Source organism: Acinetobacter sp. CAU_H_78 (assembly GCF_058599365.1).
Genome location: NZ_CM178652.1, coordinates 1404057 through 1422653 on the forward strand (window position 1 = coordinate 1404057; position 18597 = coordinate 1422653).

At 41.9% G+C, this 18597-nt stretch carries 15 protein-coding genes and 1 pseudogene; 9 read left to right on the forward strand and 7 right to left on the reverse strand.

Going from position 1 to position 18597, the window contains the following annotated elements; all coding sequences use genetic code 11:
• Window positions 1–67 precede the first annotated feature (67 nt).
• Window positions 68–397, forward strand: a pseudogene (locus AC4MCD_RS06890) (hypothetical protein).
• A gap of 196 nt (window positions 398–593) precedes the next feature.
• On the opposite strand, the gene AC4MCD_RS06895 reads toward AC4MCD_RS06890, so the two are convergent.
• The 5 genes from AC4MCD_RS06895 to AC4MCD_RS06915 form a co-directional block, all read right to left on the reverse strand.
• Window positions 594–1130, reverse strand: coding sequence for a DUF2058 domain-containing protein (locus AC4MCD_RS06895; protein ID WP_419364430.1), 537 nt, complete (start codon window positions 1128–1130; stop codon window positions 594–596).
• A 15-nt stretch (window positions 1131–1145) separates the two neighbouring features.
• Window positions 1146–1820 carry a YoaK family protein gene (locus tag AC4MCD_RS06900; RefSeq protein ID WP_419364428.1) on the reverse strand — a complete coding sequence of 225 codons (675 nt, stop codon included), beginning with the start codon at window positions 1818–1820 and terminating at the stop codon, window positions 1146–1148.
• Window positions 1821–1862: 42 nt separating this feature from the next.
• On the reverse strand, window positions 1863–3059 hold the full coding sequence (sstT, locus tag AC4MCD_RS06905; protein WP_004785593.1) for a serine/threonine transporter SstT: 1197 nt from the start codon (window positions 3057–3059) through the stop codon (window positions 1863–1865).
• 313 nt (window positions 3060–3372) lie between these two features.
• Entirely contained in the window at window positions 3373–5121 is a 1749-nt protein-coding gene (locus AC4MCD_RS06910; protein ID WP_491876765.1) for a SulP family inorganic anion transporter, read from the reverse strand.
• Between the two features lie 206 nt (window positions 5122–5327).
• Entirely contained in the window at window positions 5328–5648 is a 321-nt protein-coding gene (locus AC4MCD_RS06915) for an ArsR/SmtB family transcription factor (protein ID WP_214002265.1), read from the reverse strand.
• A 291-nt stretch (window positions 5649–5939) separates the two neighbouring features.
• Here AC4MCD_RS06915 and cysK point away from each other — a divergent pair, with 291 nt between their 5' ends.
• The 4 genes from cysK (at window position 5940) to AC4MCD_RS06935 (ending at window position 10498) form a co-directional block, all read left to right on the forward strand.
• Window positions 5940–6938 (forward strand): cysteine synthase A, encoded by a 999-nt coding sequence (gene cysK, locus AC4MCD_RS06920; RefSeq protein ID WP_159122914.1) that lies wholly within the window; start codon window positions 5940–5942, stop codon window positions 6936–6938.
• Between the two features lie 183 nt (window positions 6939–7121).
• The gene (locus tag AC4MCD_RS06925) at window positions 7122–9812 is read left to right on the forward strand and encodes a heavy metal translocating P-type ATPase (protein WP_491876766.1); all 2691 of its coding nucleotides are present in this window, start codon (window positions 7122–7124) and stop codon (window positions 9810–9812) included.
• Window positions 9812–10246 carry a Cu(I)-responsive transcriptional regulator gene (gene cueR / locus AC4MCD_RS06930; RefSeq protein WP_159122916.1) on the forward strand — a complete coding sequence of 145 codons (435 nt, stop codon included), beginning with the start codon at window positions 9812–9814 and terminating at the stop codon, window positions 10244–10246. Before AC4MCD_RS06925 ends, cueR begins: the two co-directional genes overlap by 1 nt.
• Before the next feature lie 54 nt (window positions 10247–10300).
• The gene (locus AC4MCD_RS06935) at window positions 10301–10498 is read left to right on the forward strand and encodes a heavy-metal-associated domain-containing protein (RefSeq protein ID WP_491876767.1); all 198 of its coding nucleotides are present in this window, start codon (window positions 10301–10303) and stop codon (window positions 10496–10498) included.
• Window positions 10499–10551: 53 nt separating this feature from the next.
• Here the strand turns inward: AC4MCD_RS06935 and AC4MCD_RS06940 are convergent, their stop codons facing one another.
• Window positions 10552–11160, reverse strand: a complete 609-nt coding sequence (locus AC4MCD_RS06940; RefSeq protein ID WP_005235816.1) for a TetR/AcrR family transcriptional regulator — start codon at window positions 11158–11160, stop codon at window positions 10552–10554.
• Between the two features lie 563 nt (window positions 11161–11723).
• Between AC4MCD_RS06940 and AC4MCD_RS06945 the strand changes: the two genes are divergently transcribed.
• The 3 genes from AC4MCD_RS06945 to scpC all read left to right on the forward strand — a co-directional run bounded on the left by AC4MCD_RS06945 (window position 11724) and on the right by scpC (window position 16381).
• Window positions 11724–13499, forward strand: a complete 1776-nt coding sequence (locus AC4MCD_RS06945) for an acyl-CoA dehydrogenase C-terminal domain-containing protein (RefSeq protein ID WP_491876768.1) — start codon at window positions 11724–11726, stop codon at window positions 13497–13499.
• Between the two features lie 84 nt (window positions 13500–13583).
• Window positions 13584–14759, forward strand: a complete 1176-nt coding sequence (locus tag AC4MCD_RS06950; protein WP_491876849.1) for a thiolase family protein — start codon at window positions 13584–13586, stop codon at window positions 14757–14759.
• Window positions 14760–14884: 125 nt separating this feature from the next.
• Window positions 14885–16381 carry a succinyl-CoA:acetate CoA-transferase ScpC gene (gene scpC, locus AC4MCD_RS06955; RefSeq protein WP_491876769.1) on the forward strand — a complete coding sequence of 499 codons (1497 nt, stop codon included), beginning with the start codon at window positions 14885–14887 and terminating at the stop codon, window positions 16379–16381.
• A gap of 73 nt (window positions 16382–16454) precedes the next feature.
• Here the strand turns inward: scpC and AC4MCD_RS06960 are convergent, their stop codons facing one another.
• Complete coding sequence (locus AC4MCD_RS06960) at window positions 16455–17543, reverse strand: zinc-binding metallopeptidase family protein (RefSeq protein WP_491876770.1); 1089 nt, start codon at window positions 17541–17543, stop codon at window positions 16455–16457.
• Between the two features lie 458 nt (window positions 17544–18001).
• On the opposite strand from AC4MCD_RS06960, the gene AC4MCD_RS06965 reads away from it, so the two are divergent.
• Window positions 18002–18460, forward strand: a complete 459-nt coding sequence (locus tag AC4MCD_RS06965) for a GNAT family N-acetyltransferase (RefSeq protein WP_491876850.1) — start codon at window positions 18002–18004, stop codon at window positions 18458–18460.
• Window positions 18461–18597 lie beyond the last annotated feature (137 nt).

Genomic DNA, 18597 nt, shown 5'->3' on the forward strand with positions numbered 1-18597 from the left:
TTTATTTTACATTTTATATACTTACGATAGTGCTAGGATTAAAATCATATAATCTTAATCATTAAAAATGAAAAATCTTCAAATAGTTATAGCACAAGCTCTACATTCCTATGAACTGGAACATATTGAGCAATCAATAAGCCATGAAATTAATAACACTATATTGGAGATAGTGGTTAATGATGAATCTTTTGAAAAAATTGATCGTTACTTGTATTCAAAAAAAGATCCGAAAAAAATTCTTAAAAGCTCTATACATTATGTAATAGCGCTCTTAGAAAGAGCAAAGTATAGAGTAGAAAAAGCTTAGCAAAATAACGTGAGTCCTTTGCATATCTGCTTATACGTGATTAAGAAAATTGAGGGGTTTATTGAGTATTTACAGACTAAATTTTAGTGATTAGCGCTTTCATTTAAGGCTCGTTATATGAAATCTAAAGTTACTAAATAGGATTTGAATTGAGTGAAATTTGCTATCTATTAAAACAAGAATATGCAAAAGGCAAGCTGACATAGACTTAATGAAACAGATTAAAAAAACCGGCAAATATGCCGGTTTTTTATTTATGCTTTCCTTTTTAAGGAAAATGTGCTTACCACATTAAATCATCAGGAATCACATAAGCTGCATATGGATCTTCTTCATCAGTGGTTTCTTCATTTTTCTCTGAATTATTCACAATGATAAAGCCTTCCATTTTTGAATTGATACGATCTGCCAGAGCTTTAGGCAGGAAGGCATAACTTTCATTTTCACGTGCAATCACCAGACTGCCAGCGACTAGTGCATTATAAATCTGCTGGTTGATATAAACTTTCTTGATCTTGCTGTCATCAATAAACTGATAACTGATCTCACCATCCGTATCGCGGATTTTATGCTGATTAATCATCTGCATGATGGCCGCTTTGAGTTCTTTTTCCTGCAACTGGACTTTTTTCGCCTGTTCAATGGCTTGGTCTTTAGCCAGCTTTTCCTGTTTGTCCTGCTCAATCTTTGCCTTGATTTCGGCTTCTTTACTGTCGCCTGTGCGCTTTTCATGTATAGCCTGTTTAGACAGTTTTTTGGCTTTTTTATTATCGACTAGGCCTGCCTTTAACAATTGTGCCTGTAATGCATTTTTAACCATGAGAGTTTCCAAAAATTAGTCGTGTTGATGTCGATAACGTAAATAGATCACCCAATAGGTCAGGCTAAGCATCAGACTTAACACTGTAGGGACCAGGAATGCATTTAATTTTAAATAAGGATAAATCCAGCTGGCAAGTATGCCACCCATTAAAAAGCCGACCAAGATCAGCATATGCAGGATCACTTTACGGGATTCTACGACCAGACCACGCAGGCGATAGCCCATAGCCAGACCTAAATCGGTCAGTACACCAGACAAATGGGTGGTCCGGATAATCGCACCTTTATAGTGGCTGACCATGGCATTTTGTACACCCATCGCGACACAGGCCCATAACAAGGCATAACGCGGGAAATAGGGCAATAACAGCCAGCAAATGAATATAAAAAAAGCCACTAGGCTTAAAGGATAACCATACAGGCGTCCCAAGCGAAAGTGACTATTTCCTAAAATCAGCCCGCTATACATCGAGCCAATCACATAACAGAGCGTAACCAGAATCAGATACAAAATCTGGCGTGGTTGCCAGTCCAGCAGCGCCATCGCCAGCATACTGACGTTACCGGTCATATGTGAAACGGACTGATGCAACACGGTCACCAGTCCTAATACATTAATCATTCCGGCATTTACCGCAAGGAAGAATGCACCCAATTGAACCCACGATGGTAAACGCTGTAATGGCATGGCAATATCATTAGAAAAACATCTTGATTCTTCAATATAAAATCAATCTGTAGCGCGGTCTACTGCTGTTGTAAATAAAACATCGGTAGATGAGTTGAGTGCAGTCTCGGTAGAGTCCTGCAATACACTGATCACCATACCAATTGCTACCACTTGCATCGCGATATCTGAAGAGATCCCGAACAAGCCACAAGCCACGGGAATCAGCAATAGTGAACCACCAGCCACACCTGAAGCACCACACGCAGACACAGTCGCTACGATAGAAAGAATTAGCATAGTGGTGAAGTCAACATTAACACCTAAAGTATTTACTGCAGCTAAAGACAACACGGTAATCGTCACTGATGCACCAGCCATGTTAATTGCTGCACCTAAAGGAATTGCTACGCTTGAAGTAGTCTCTTTTACACCTAAGCGTTTTGCCAAGTCCAGGTTTACTGGAATATTGGCAGCAGAACTGCGAGTAAAGAACGCGGTAATGCCACTTTCACGTAAGCAGGTAAAGACCAGTGGATATGGATTGCGACGGGTAATGAAACCCACCATTAATGGGTTAATCACTAAGGCTACAAATACCATTGTACCCAGCAGAACAGCTAATAAATGCGCATAGCTGGTCAAAGTATCAAGACCGGCTTCGGCAAAAGTCACGGCAACCAGACCAAAAATACCCACTGGCGCAAAGCTGATCACCAGACGAATTACATAATTGATTGCATTGGCAGCGTCATTTAAACAGGTTTTAGTTGTGTGCGATGCATGACGGAAGGCAATCCCTAACGCAATTGACCATGCCAGAATCCCAATAAAATTCGCTTCAGCAATGGCAACCACCGGGTTCGCCACAAAGCTCAGCACCAGATTTTTGAGAATTTCACCTAGGCTGCCTGGTGGCTGTAAATCACCTTGCGCTGCAATATCCAGGAACAATGTACTTGGAAATAAAATACTGGCGATGACAGCACTTAGTGCTGCCAGGAACATGCCGACAGCATACATCAGCATAATAGGTCTTATCGTTGAATTGGTCTGGCCAACCTGGAAATTTGCGATTGATGCAAGAACCAGAATGAAAACCAGAACTGGCGCGACGGATTTTAGTGCCTTAATAAACAGATCACCCAACAGGCTTAAGGAAGGTGCAGCTTCAGGAAATAACAGAGCCACACCAACGCCTAGAATAATGGCGATGATGATTCGGGAGACTAAACTCAGACGCGATAGGGCAGAAAACATAAGGTTGCCTTGTGAAAATTACGAGGGCTAAATGCGAAAAAAATTTGCGTTATTTTATACTTAAATTAAGGATCGCTTAAAATATATTTTTAGATAATATTTAAGTATCTGAAAATTAATAAATAATTAAGATGATTTTTTATCTTGATCGTATTATTTCCATACAAAATTCTTAGAAATAGCCAGATTCAATGATCGGTTTTTAATCTTTATTTTTTAAATGAATATAGAATCTAAATCAATCATTTCCAGTTATGTTTCAGTTCAATTCTTTGCATGACAGCATATCTATCATGCAAAGAATTGAAAAATCTTAAATCATATAATGCTGAGGCTTTTCGAAAATTTCCGGTGCCAGATCCTGAATTGCCTGAAAATGAGTGAGATAAATCCGTCCACTTAAATGTGTCATTAGTTTGGAGGCCTGCAAGCGGTCGAATACCGGGCCTTTCACTTCTGCAAAGTGCAGTCGAATATTCAGTTTAGACAATTCAGCATTGAGTTCTTCCAGCGTTTCCAAAGCACTCAAGTCAATCGCACTGATACTGGAGCAGTTCAAAATCACATGCTCTAACTTGTCATTTAAACTTAACTGATTAATCAGATAACCTTTAAGAGTATGCGCATTTAAAAAACTTAGGTTTTCATCAATACGCAGAGACAGAACCCGATCAGAAGTCATCACCTGATGACGCTGGATATTCCGGAAATGCTGGGTGCCTTCGACCAGTCCCACGACTGCAATATGAGGACGGCTGATGCGCCATAGCATAAGAATAAAGGTCGAAATTATCCCGACGATCAGACCAGTGGTGATATCGAGTAATACCACACCAAAAAAGGTAATCCACATGGCAATGCCGTCAGCTTTGGAATAACGCCATGCATCGATAAAAGGCTGGAAATTGACCAGTTTCCAGATAGATACAATAATGGTTGCAGCCAGAATGGTCAGTGGTAGATCCTCAAAGAAGCTGGTAAAGAACAGACTGACCACGACAATCAATAAAGAAGACAATACGCCAGCCAAAGGTGTTTTGGCGCCAGCGTCAGCATTAACCACAGTACGTGACAGACTACCGGTCACTGGAAAGGCAGAACTGATTCCAGCACTGATATTGGCTACACCGAGCGCAATCAGTTCCTGGTTGCTATTTAAATTGCTACGCTGCTGTAGCGCCGTTGCCTGAGCAATAGAGAGAGATTCTACAAAGCTGATCATGGCAATCATGCTGGCACCCGGTAATAAGGTCATCACCAATTCCCAGTTCCAGTGTGGGAAAGACAAAGGCGGAAAGCCAGAAGGAATTTCACCGACGGTTTTAATGCCCTGAACTTTTAAATCCAAAAACAGAACGGCTGCAATACCGAGAAAAACCAGAATCAGTGGAACTGCCCGAACCAGAAAATCAGTCGAACCGATCCGGCTTTGTACCGCTTGAGATTTTAATAGTTTGGGCAGATAAACCAGTAAACCGATAGAAAGCAGGCCAAAGATCAGACTCGGAAGATGCAAAAGTGGCAAATATTCAACCAGGCTTTTCACCAGCTCGGGAATATTATTGGCTTTTAAAGGCAAATCCACCAGAAACTTGAACTGACCAAAAGCAATCAATAGAGCCGAAGCAATAATAAAACTCTGAATGACCGGATGGCTGATCAGCTGAATCAAAAAGCCGAAACGAAACACACCCAAAAACAGGGAAATAATGCCGACCATCAATGCCAATAAAGTTGCCGCTTCAATATAGACCGGAGAACCCACTTCAAATAATGGATTCAGTGTGGCAAAGGTCATCATGGAAATGATGGCTACCGGTCCAATCGATAAAGTCGTACTGCCACCCAATAAGGCATAAATGATCATTGGCAGAATACTGGCATAGAGTCCCATAATCGGTGGCAAACCTGCCAGCATGGCATAGGCCATTCCTTGGGGTACCAGCATTGCAACGACAATCAGGGCCGCCAGTACATCCGATTTCAATTTCACCGGGTTGTACTGACTTAACCATGACCAGGCAGGGAGTCTATTGAGCAGTCTAGACTTAAAATTTGGCATATACAGGTCTAAATCACAAATATAGATATATTATGCACAAATTCTGCTAAGAAGTCTTAGGATATAAATAGGTGATCATTCACATTTTAAAAAATGAATGAGGGGACAAAGGATCAAGGCAAAAGACTTAAAACTCTTAATAGAGAAAATTTAAATCAGGCAGATCGCTTTAAAATAAAACAGGACGAATGAGGCAAATAGCAGCTTTAAGCGACTACTTGATTTACACAGTAGATTTGATAAAGCTTGTTTAACATTTCTACCAGGTTCTGGTCTTTGATCGAATAATAGATCTGTTTACCGTCTCGACGGGTATTTACCGCATCGCTTTTACGCAAAATCATGAGCTGCTGAGACAGGGTTGGCTGTCTGATCTCGGTAATCTCTTCAATTTGAGAGACATTCAGTTCATTTTGGGAGAGATGACATAAAATGAGCAGTCGGTCCGTATTGGCCATTAACTTTAAAATACCGACAACCTGTTGAGCTGAATCCCGCATCGCGGCAATTTCAAGATCGGTTTTCATTTACTATGTCCATTTATACAATTACAGCCCGCGAATTATACGACTCGAATAGCGTGAATTGATGGATAGAAAGCGTGAATTACTATGGTTTTTAATGAATTGTGTTATCAAGAATAGTTATAATTTACTAATTAAAATATAAGATAATTTTATCGTGTTCCGGTTTTTTAGGAAGAAGATGTTTCATTTCAAACTACTATCATGATCCCATCTTGTTTCAGGCATCTACAAAGCCGGAAAATGCTTGTATCATGTAAATACATCTTGGCGAATAACATCAAGGATATTCTAATGACTACAGATTCAGCTTTTCCAACACCTGCCAATTTAGGTATAGCGGTTTATAGCAATAATGCAGAAGCGATTGGTAATACACCTCTGGTTCGTATCAATCGTGCCATTTCTGGCGGAGCGACTGTACTTGCGAAAATTGAAAGCCGTAACCCGGCATTTTCGGTGAAATGCCGTATTGGCGCAGCCTTGATTGCTGATGCAGAAAAGTCAGGTAAATTGAAGCCGGGCATGCACATTGTTGAGCCAACCAGCGGTAATACCGGTATTGCGCTGGCATTTGTAGCAGCGGCTAAAGGCTATGACATTACCTTAACCATGCCATCAAGCATGAGTATTGAACGCCGTAAAGTAGTGAAAGCACTAGGTGCCAATCTGGTACTGACAGATCCAGCCAAAGGCATGAAAGGTGCAGTAGAAGAAGCACAACGTTTAGTGAATGAAAATCCTGAACTGTATTACCTGCCACAACAGTTTGAAAATCCAGCTAACCCAAAAATCCATGAAGAGACGACCGGTCCTGAAATCTGGGAAGCGACTGCAGGTAATGTCGATATTCTGGTAGCGGGTGTAGGTACAGGCGGTACGATTACCGGTATTTCACGCTTTTTTGAAAAAGTGAAAAACAAGCCGATTTATTCAGTTGCTGTAGAGCCTGCTGAATCTGCCATTATTGGTCAGGCAAAACGTGGTGAGACACTCACTCCAGGACCACATAAAATTCAGGGTATTGGCGCGAACTTTATTCCAAAGAACCTGGATCTGGATCTGGTCGATGAAGTGATTGCCATTACTAGTAGCGATGCAGTGGAATGGGCACGTAAAACTGCGACTCAAGAAGGCATCTTGGTGGGTATTTCAAGTGGTGCTGCAATGGCTGCAGCTGCGCAACTGGCTGCACGTCCTGAAAATGCAGGCAAAAATATCGTGGTGATTCTGCCAGATGGTGGTGAGCGCTATTTATCTTCAATTCTTTTTGAAGATATTTCTGCTGAGTAAATATTTAACAAATTAGTTTCACTAAATCTCGAAAAAGCCTGAAGTCATCTTTGGGCTTTTTTATTGGACTTTATGCCTTCATATAATGAAAGATCAAGAATTTAAACCAGAAGCTTGACCTTCCCATTATGGTAATGTTTAAGCTATAGCATAGGCAGTGAATGGGTGAATGGAGAGCGCAGAATGAATACACCAGCAACCACACAGTTGTACGAACAGCAGGTACAGATTTCAGGAATGACCTGTGCCTCTTGTGTCGCACGTGTGGAAAAAGCCTTAAAGAAAATTGAAGGTGTGGTGGAAACGAACGTCAATCTCTCCACTGAACAGGCTTTTTTAAAAAGTGAACAACCTATTCCTGCATCGCAACTCGTCAATGCTATCAATAAAACCGGTTTTGAAGCCGTGATCCAGCAGTTTGATTTAAATATTGAAGGCATGACCTGTGCCTCTTGTGTAGCTCGTGTTGAAAAAGCCTTGAAAAAAGTCGATCAGGTACTGGATGCGCAGGTTAATCTGGCAACCGAAAAAGCTCATGTCACTGCAATTCGTCCTCTCGCTGTTTCCCAACTGGTTAAGGCGGTACAAAAAGCTGGCTTTGATATTCAAACCGACCGAATTGAACTGGCTATTGAAGGAATGACCTGTGCCTCCTGCGTAGCACGTGTAGAAAAAGCCTTGAAAAAAGTCGATCAGGTAAATGAAGCACAAGTCAATCTCGCCACTGAAACAGCTTGGGTCAAGGCGCCGCGTAGTCAGCTTCCAGCTTTAATTGCTGCCGTCAAAAAAGCGGGGTATAACGCCCATGAAAAATTAGATACACAGGCTACCGATGCCCAGACGGCATTTCAGGAAAAGAAAACCGCTGAAACTGAACAGCTAAAACGTGACTTATGGTTAGCACTAATTCTGGCTGTTCCGGTGTTTATTCTGGAAATGGGTTCACATCTGATTCCGGCTTTTCATCACTGGATTGCACATACGCTAGGTACCCAAAACAGCTGGTATATCCAGTTTGTACTGACGACTCTGGTTTTGCTGATACCAGGACGGCGGTTTTATCAGCATGGGATTCCGGCATTGTTGCGACTGGCACCCGATATGAATTCTCTGGTTGCCGTGGGAACAATAGCCGCTTATGGATTTTCCTGTATTTCCACCTTCTTTCCGCAATTATTGCCGCAAAGCACTGTGCATGTGTATTTCGAAGCAGCAGCGGTGATTGTTGCTTTGATCTTACTGGGGCGTTATCTGGAAGCCAGAGCCAAAGGTAAAACCTCTGAAGCGATTCAATATCTGGTTGGCTTGCAGCCAAAAACTGCCCGAGTACAACAAAATGGAACCTGGGTTGATCTGGCGATTGCTGATGTACAGCAGGGCATGCTAATCGAGATTCGTCCGGGTGAGAAAGTCGCGGTTGATGGTGAAGTCATTTCTGGTCAAAGTTATATTGATGAAGCCATGATCAGCGGTGAACCTTTAGCGGTGGCTAAACAGGCTGGGGATCGGGTGATTGGCGGAACGGTAAATCAGAATGGCACCTTGCAAATCAAGGCGACTGCGGTTGGTCAAGATTCAGTCCTGGCTCAGATTATTCATATGGTGGAACAGGCACAAGGTGCAAAGCTTCCGATTCAGGCGGCAGTCGATAAAGTGACCTTATGGTTTGTGCCGGCTGTGATGCTTCTCGCGACTTTGACCTTTATTGTCTGGTTCCTGTTGGGTCCTGAACCGAATCTGACTTATGCACTGGTCAATGCTGTCGCGGTACTGATCATTGCCTGTCCTTGTGCAATGGGCTTGGCTACGCCAACATCTATTATGGTCGGCACCGGCCGGGCGGCAGAGCTGGGTGTATTGTTCCGTAAAGGAGAAGCATTGCAACTCTTACAGCAAACCAGAGTTGTGGCGGTAGATAAAACCGGAACCTTAACTGAAGGAAAACCAGCCCTGACCGATTTTGCAGTGACGTCTGGTTTTGAGCAGCAAACAGTATTGCAAATGGTCGCAGCAGTGGAAGCCAAGTCTGAACATCCCATTGCCCATGCGATTGTGGAAGCTGCGAAAGCACAACAGTTGCAACTACCTGAAGTCAGTGATTTTGATTCAATCACCGGTGCAGGCGTGAAAGCTCAAGTTTCAGGTCAGCAAATTCATATTGGCGCAGTGCGCCTGATGCAGCAATTGGGTTTAAGTGTCGATATTTTTAAAGAGAAAGCACAACAGTTAGGCGAACAGGGACGTACTCCTTTATATGTCGCGATAGATCAGCAGTTGGCTGCCATTATTGCTGTGGCTGATCCGATTAAAGTCACAACCTATAGTGCGATTCAGGCCTTACATGATCAAGGCTTAAAGATTGCCATGATCACCGGTGATAACCAGCATACTGCACAGGCCATTGCTAAACAGTTGAAAATTGACCATGTCATTGCTGAAGTTTTACCTAATGAAAAAGTCGATGCGGTACATCAACTCCAACAGCAACATGGCATCGTCACTTTTGTTGGTGACGGGATTAATGATGCACCTGCCTTGGCTCAGGCCGATGTCGGGATGGCAATAGGAACTGGTACGGATGTCGCAATTGAAGCAGCAGATGTGGTACTGATGTCAGGAAATTTACAGCATGTGGCAACCGGTATTGGCCTGAGTCAAGCAACCATGCGCAATATCAAACAGAACCTGTTCTGGGCCTTTGTTTATAATATTGCCTTGATTCCGATTGCTGCCGGTCTACTATATCCATTCTTCGGTATTTTGTTATCACCGATGTTTGCAGCAGGTGCAATGGCGTTATCCTCAGTCTTTGTGGTCAGCAATGCGCTTCGTTTAAAGACTTATCAGCCGATCCAGTTGAAGGAGGCAGTGTAATGAATATTGGACAGGCCGCGAAACGCTCCGGGATCTCGGCCAAAATGATCCGTTATTATGAAGATATCGGTTTATTACCCAATCCTAAACGTAGCGACTCGGGTTATCGCATTTATAGTGACGATGACATCAAGACTTTAAGTTTTATTCAGCATGCGCGTGAATTGGGTTTTTCTTCCGAGCAGATGAAAGAATTGCTCGGCCTGTGGCTGAACGATGCCAGACACAGCAGTGATGTCAAACAGTTGGCGCAAAAGCATATCGAGTTACTGCAACAGAAAATTGCGGATATGCAAAATATGATGAAAATTTTGCAGCAATCGGTTGCGCAGTGTGCTGGAGATGAACAGTCCGACTGTCAGATCCTGAAACAGATTGAGCAAGGTGTGTCACATGGAAAAACTGCGCATACGGCTATTAAAGCAGATCAATAGACTTGAATTAAAATTCGCTTAACCCAAATTTAAACTGATCAAAGGGAGATCAAGATGAAATTCCGTATTGAAAATATGACTTGTGGTGGTTGTGCGCGTAGTGTGACTGCAACCATTCAGGATCTGGATGAAAATGCTAAAGTCAATGTTGATGTGATCAGTAAAATGGTGGAAGTTGAATCGAGTGCAAGCGAATCTGAGATTATCGCGGCATTAACTGAAGATGGCTTCCCGCCTGAAACTATGGCTTGATATTTGCCATTTAAAAAATAATTCTAAAATGCCTAATCATGATTAGGCATTTTTTATGAAACTGCCGATATTTTATCTGGCGTCATCAATGCCTGATTAATATATAGCTTAATCAGGCGTTCACGCGAACCAATCGCTTTTTGATAACTGGTCGAATTTAATAATAATGAAGCGCCATAAGTGACTGTCCAGATATAAGATAAATAATCCCGGATTGACATGGCACTGTCTAAAGACACCAGATAATCATGGGTCATATCTTTAATGCGGATAATCCGTTCTTCACGAATACGGTAGAGTTCCTGAAATAACTCTTTCAGGTTTTTTTCATTATTGGTTAAACGCTCTTCAATAACATGCAGCAAAATAGTCCGGTTTGAATTGAGCATGTGATAAAGCATATATTGCGAAACATAATTTTTAATATCGTTATTATATTTATCGGAAATTGCCAGAATTCTTTTTTCATTCAGAATGATGAGTTCTAAATATAACTGGTTCTTGCTTTTAAAATGCTTGTAGATGGTTCCTTTGGCGATGTCCAGTTCTTCAGCAAGTTCACTCAAGGTGATGTCCTGATTATTATCAAGCAGTAGACTTTCTGCCATGCTCAGGATCTTCTCTTTACGAAGAAGGAAGTTCTGCTGTCTTACAGTCGTCATCTTCTTGACTCATCATTTTAGAAAAGGAACCTACTAAGAATATGCTATTTTCACAGGTATAGCTATAAAACTAAGGTCGTGATATTTATCTAAATTTGTATATTTATTCAACATTTCTTGTAGAAAAAAGTCATATACAGCTGCGCTAAAAATATTGTCAAGAAAATTGAACCCTTGAGATCAACTTTGCTAAATAAAATTCCATTTTCAATATATTTGATTTATGGTTTTAGGGCATAAAGCTGAATCATATTTTCGTTTTAAACCCAGACCAGACAAGGTTTAGTGAAGTGAAGCCAGAGTCATTTTAGCAGCTTAAATTTTTCATTCATCAATGGATTTAAGTTTTAATGATTCAGTAAATACCAGAGGTATAAAGTTTTTGATTTTAAATTTTATATCGCTAATTTATGTCAATGAATTCATCGCCAGATTAATTCGATATGATGATTTTTGAATGACATGCATGGATTCGAGCAAAAATCCTCAAAATATTTTCTCGAATCCATAATGAAAAAATACTCAGTAACAGAATTGAGTATCACCAGTGAAGGAATATGAAAATGCCTATTTATAATGCGCCGCTAAAAGACATGGAATTTATTTTAAATGATGTGTTTCAGGCCGAACAATTTTGGCAAGATAATGAAAATCTTGCACATTTAGATATGGCAACTGCAAATGCAATTCTGGAGGAGATGGCCAAGTTTTCCAAGAATGTGATTCTTGACCTAAACCGCCCTGCAGATGAAGAAGGTGGTGCTCAGTTTAGTAATGGTGAAGTCAAAACACCTGCAGGTTTTAAAGAAGCTTTCAAACAGTTTGCTGAAGGCGGCTGGGTGGGGTTGGGTGCGCCTGAAGAATGGGGCGGTCAGGGCATGCCAAAAATGCTGACCGTACTGGCTGATGAAATGATTTGGAGTACCAATCCATCTTTCATGCTTTACCCGCTGTTAACTGTCGGTGCTGGCATGGCGATTAATGACCGCGCTTCGCAGGAACAGAAAGAAACCTATTTGCCAAAATTCTATACGGGTGAATGGTCAGGTACGATGTGTCTGACTGAGCCACATTCAGGGACAGATCTGGGCATTATCAAAACCAAGGCTGAACCGAATCAAGACGGTTCATACAACATTACCGGGACCAAAATCTTCATTACCAGCGGTGAGCATGATCTGAGTGAAAATATCATTCACCTGGTACTGGCCAAAACACCGAACGCGCCAGCAGGTTCACGTGGTATTTCTCTATTTATTGTCCCGAAATTCCTGGTTAATGCAGACGGTTCACTTGGTGAGCGCAATGCAGTCGCTGCCGGTTCGATCGAACATAAGATGGGTATTAAAGGCTCGGCAACCTGTGTCATGAACTTTGATGGTGCCAAAGGCTATATGGTGGGTAATGAAAATGAAGGTCTGGCGGGCATGTTCGTGATGATGAACTATGAACGTTTGTCGATGGGGATTCAAGGCATTGGCGCGGCAGAATTTGCTTATCAGAATGCCGCACAATATGCGACCGACCGTTTACAGGGCCGTGCATCAACCGGTGCTAAATCACCAGAAAAACCAGCCGATTCAATTCTGGTACATGGTGATGTACGCCGTATGTTGCTGAATGTGCGTGCCAATAATGAAGCTTCTCGTGCTTTCGCAGTCTATGTCGGCCAGCAGCTGGATATTACCAAATACTCCACCGACCCTGAGGCGGTACGTAAAGCAACTGATCGTGTGGCTTTATTAACGCCTATTGCTAAAGCTTATCTCACCGATAAAGCACTGGATGCTGCACTTGAAGCACAAATGTGCTTCGGTGGTCATGGCTATATCCGTGAATGGGGCATGGAACAATGTATCCGTGACCTGCGCATTTCACAGATCTATGAGGGGACCAATGGGGTGCAGGCAATTGACCTGATTGGCCGTAAAACTACGAAATGTAAAGGTGCATATATTGCAGAGTATATTGCAGAAATCCGTGAATTTGCCCAAAGTCTAGATGATGCCTTAACGATTAAAAAGGCAACCTTAGATACCTGTCAGCAACTGGAAGATATTACCAATTTTATTGTTGAGCAGTCTCAGCAGAATCCTGATTTCGCCAACTCGATTGCTGTGGATTATTTGCATGCGGTAGGTTTGTTGAGCTTCGTCTATATGTATGCACGTATCAGCAAAGCGGCGGCTACCAAAGAAGAGAGCTATTTCCAGAATAAACTGGTACTGGCAAATTACTATATTGCTAAGGTACTTCCGGATTTAAGTGCGAGAATTCAGCGCATTCAGGCAGGTGCGGAGCTGGTGATGCAATTGCCAGAAGAATATTTCACTGCATAAGCCTAAACCCGCAAATATTGCGAAGGACAAATACTGTAGAGCTATCACTTTACAGTGTTGATAACAATGATGTTAAAGGATGAGATTAGAATGATTGTAATTGTAGAAGCTGTACGTACCGCGATGGGTGGTTTTCAAGGCTCACTTTCAAGCTGTACGGCACCAGATTTGGGTGCTGTAGCGATTAAGGAAGCGGTGGCACGTGCAGGTCTGGCAGCCAATGATATTGATGAAGTGATCATGGGTTGCGTATTGCCAGCCGGCTTAAAACAGGGTCCGGCACGTCAGGCTATGCGTCAGGCAGGCCTGCCAGATTCAACCGGCGCGACCACCATCAATAAAATATGTGGTTCAGGCATGAAAGCGGTGATGCAGGCTGCGGATGCGATCAAGGCGGGTTCGGCAGAAATCGTAGTGGCAGGTGGTATGGAATCCATGTCGAATGCACCGTACTTAATGGATAAGGCTCGTGCCGGTTTCCGTATGGGCCACGGCAAAGTAACGGATCACATGTTCCAGGAAGGTCTGGAAGATGCTGAAACTGGTCTGTCGATGGGAATCCTGGCGCAGGAAATGGCGGACAAGAAAGGCTATACTCGTGAACAACAGGATGATTATGCGATTGGTTCTTTAAATAAAGCTGTGACTGCCGTTCAGCAGGGCTTCTTTAAAGATGAAATCGTGCCAGTTACAGTCAGCACGCGTAAAGGCGATGTGGTGGTTGAGCAGGATGAACAACCACTGAATGCCAAAGCAGACAAAATCCCATCTTTACGTCCGGCATTTAAAAAAGACGGTACTATTACGGCGGCAAATGCCAGTTCAATTTCTGATGGTGCTTCGGCACTGGTCGTAACCTCAAGCGAGATTGCAGCACAGCGTAACCTGAAACCTCGAGCGAATATTCTGGCTTATGCCAGCTATTCGCAGCATCCATCAGAATTCACCATTGCACCAGTGGGCGCGATTGAAAAAGTCTTGCAAAAAACGGGTTGGGATGCTCAGGACGTAGACCTTTGGGAAATTAATGAAGCTTTTGCCATGGTAACCATGTTAGCAATAGATGCTTTTAAACTTGATCCAGCAAAAGTGAACGTTAATGGTGGGGCATGTGCGCTTGGTCATCCCCTAGGTTCTTCCGGTTCCCGAATTATTGTGACCCTGATTCATGCCTTAAAGCGTACTGGTGGCAAGAAAGGCATTGCAGCACTATGTATTGGCGGTGGGGAAGCAACAGCGATTGCAGTAGAACTAATTTAAGTCTTTTCATAATTGCATGATCATATGCTCAAAGTAGCAAACTTAAATATTTTTTGAATTAGACCACAATGCTTCTGGTACGCCAGGAGCAGGCGTCTCTTTATTTTTAATTTTTGAGAATTTTTATGAACGGTTTAGAGCGTATTCGTTTGCTCGCATTACAAGATAAAGTAGTACCTGTAGAAAAAGCGCTGGAAGTGATTCAAGATGGTGACGTGATTGGTTTAAGCGGTTTTGGTGGTGCAGGTGAAGCGAAAACTGTGCCTTTGGCATTGGCTGAATATGCCCGGCAGTATCCGATCCATATCACACTGGCGACAGGTGCAAGTCTGGGGAACCGGATTGATGGGAAACTGAATGAAGCTAACGTTATAACCCGCCGTTATCCTTATCAGGCTGATCCTTCTTTACGTCAGGCCATCAATAATGGTGAAGTGATGTATATCGATCAGCATCTTTCTGAACTGGCAGACAATATCCGTCATAAAAACCTGCCGGCGATTAATGTAGCTATAATTGCCGCAACGGCCATTACTGAAGATGGCCAGATTATTCCGACCGGTTCTTGTGGAAACTCGGCGAATTTCATCGAAATGGCAGATCGGGTCATTGTTGAAATTGATACAACAGTTAATCCGGTGCTAGAAGGCGTACATGATATTTATTTGCCTAAAACCCGTCCAAACCGTGGTCCGATTCCTTTGACGCAAGCCAGTGACAAGATAGGTACAATCGGAATCCATGTTGCACCTGAAAAAATTGCTGCGATTGTCATTAATGAGATTCCGGATACTTCTTTCGCAATGGATGAGCCGGATGAAGAAACACTGGCGATTGCCAGCCACTTAATTCAATTCTTTGAAAATGAAGTCGCCGCAGGACGATTACCTGAAAATCTGGGGCCGCTGCAGTCCGGAGTAGGTTCCGTGGCAAATGCCGTATTTGCAGGTTTTGAACATTCTAATTTCAATAATCTTGAAATGTATTCTGAAGTCCTGCAAGACTGTACTTTCCAGCTTATCGATTCAGGAAAAATGACCTTTGCTTCTGGTTGTTCCATGACCCTGAGCGATGAATGTGCGGCACGGGTGATGAAGAATTTTGATCAGTACAAAGATAAAATTGTCTTACGCCCGCAAGAACTTTCCAACAACCCTGAGCTGATTCGCCGTCTGGGTATAATTGCAATCAATACCGCACTGGAGTTTGATATTTACGGGAATGTGAATTCAACCCATGTCGCTGGCACCAAGATGATGAATGGTATTGGCGGCTCAGGTGATTTTACCCGTCATGCACATATTGCGATTTTTGTGACTAAATCCTATGCCAAAGGTGGTGCGATTTCGTCTGTGGTTCCACTGGTGAGCCATACAGATCATACTGACCATGACGTGGATATTCTGGTAACAGAGCAAGGTTTGGCCGATCTGCGCGGATTGGCACCACGTGAACGTGCCCGCAAGATTATCGATATTTGTGCTCATCCCGATTATCGTAAAAGTCTGAATGATTACTTTGAGCGCGCCTGTGCGCATGGTGGGCAAACACCGCATTTGTTAAATGAAGCTTTGTCCTGGCATGCCCAGTTTGAAGAAACCGGTTCAATGAAAATTGCTTAGTTCTCTTTCTTAAAATAAGCCCAAAATAAAGCCTGTGAATCACGGGCCTTATTTATTGTACTAGATAAATATTTTAGTTCTGAATCAGACGTGGGTTATTAAAGACTTTATCCAAGATATGCCGATGAATGAAACGCAGTTTATCTTTCACAGCTTCAGTCAGCTTAAAGGGGTAAGCATCTTCCAGACCCATACTGCGGTTTAAGGCATTCAAATTAAAAGTCAGGGTGACCCAGTTTTCCAGGATATGTTCAAAATCCTGTCCACCAATCGGGCATTCTTTAAAGTCCATACTGGCTAGATTTCGGCCATTACCTTCCACGCGTAGACCGGCATAAAATGCAGTTTCCAGTGTTTCCATGATATGCAGATAATGTGACCAGGTTTCAGCCCAATCTTCCCACGGGTGTGCAGTGGCATAGGGACTAATATATTTTTCATGCCAGTTGATAGGCGCACCTTGATTATAGTGCCTCTCTAGTGCTTCACTATAATTTTGCCGCTCATCTCCAAAATAATGGCGAAGTTCATCGAGTAATTCCGGATGTAGGTGCTGGATGACATTAAAATAAAAATGCCCACTTTCATGACGAAAATGCCCTAATAATGTCCTGTAATTTTCACCCATATTGACCCGGGTGGTTTCACGATAAACCACATCGGCCTCGAAGGTATTTAAGGTAATTACCCCGTTAGCATGACCGGTAAGTACCGGCTTGTCTTTTTCAGGAAGAAGAAAATCAAATCGCAAACCCAATGGATCATCATCCGAATGTTTTGGACGAGGCATAATGTTCATACGTTGGGTCAGATATAGAAAACGGCGTTTGGCTTCCTCCAGCCGATACCAGTAAATCATGTTTTCGGCATTTTCCAGATTTGGAATTACATGCGTCAGCTGGCAGGATTCGCAAAAATCTTCCTCATCATCTGCAGGGATCATCCAGTTACATACCTGATGATGGGTATAGTTATAACAAGGTTTATAACGGGAATGTTGATACTTTTCGGCAACCGGAACCCACTCCTGAGCATTCAGCTTTTTAAATGTCGTCATTTCTTTTTCAGATGCGATATAGCCGATAGGGGAAAGGCAGTGATCACATACGAATTTGGCGAAAAAGATCTGCTGTTCGCAAACTGGACATTCAAAATACTTCATCGATACTCCCTGCAAAATGAATGAATTACAATGATTTGCTGAACCTCTGTAATTTATATTCAGATTGCATTGCGGAATTTTATCCTGTTTAAAAATTCATCTTAAAAATTTCTTAAAAAACACTATGTTGATTAATTGTAAAATGCGTGTGATCGATTATTCATTAAATTATAGTTTAGTGACTGTTTATAGAAGAAAAGCTGAAAGAAATAAAAAAACCGATGAACTAACTTATGTATTTTTTCTTAAATAAAAAAGAGAGCACTAATTTAAAAAATCTGAATAACGCAAATAATAAAAAAAAATCAGAGATCAAAAATTATTGAAAAAAATCGATTGAATCGCGTTTTTCAAAAGACCTAATTGGTATATATTTTGCTCAATTTTAAAACATATATCATGCTGAAAAATAAATTATTTTTCATTTTCTAGTTCTGCTTTTTGGGTATTAAAATATGATGAAGATAAGAAAAGCCACTGTTCGGGATACACTTGCCATTGCGAACGTCATTGCCCCCTTTGTTGATGTCTTGATTTCTAGTGAAGAGGGACACAAGCGTTTTCAACCTGAAATTCTTCAGACCATTTTTGACCGAGCTGATATTCATTATTTTGTTGGAGAAATTAATCAAAAAATTGTGGGCGTGGTGGCCTATATGGAACCTGCACACTTCATGCACTTCTTTCTAGATCCAGCGTATCAGGGGCAGGGATATGGACGACAAATGTGGAATTTTTTAGAAGAAAAAATTCGTAATCAAGGGCATCAAAAGATTACAGTCAAATCCAGTTTATATGGCTTCAATATTTATAAAAAATTTGGTTTTGTAGAAACAGGTGAACTTACTCATGAACATGGCATTCGCTTTATTCCAATGGAAAAAGTTTATTCTGATGAAACATCTTCGGTCTCTTAAAATAGAAGAGCCGTTTATTATAAGTTAATCAAAGATCAGGAGTTATTTTCTTATTTATTAGCATAGTTGGAATCTGAGAAATCAATTTTATCCCTGTCAATTTGATAAATTTTAATTATTTTTAAATTAGAAAATTA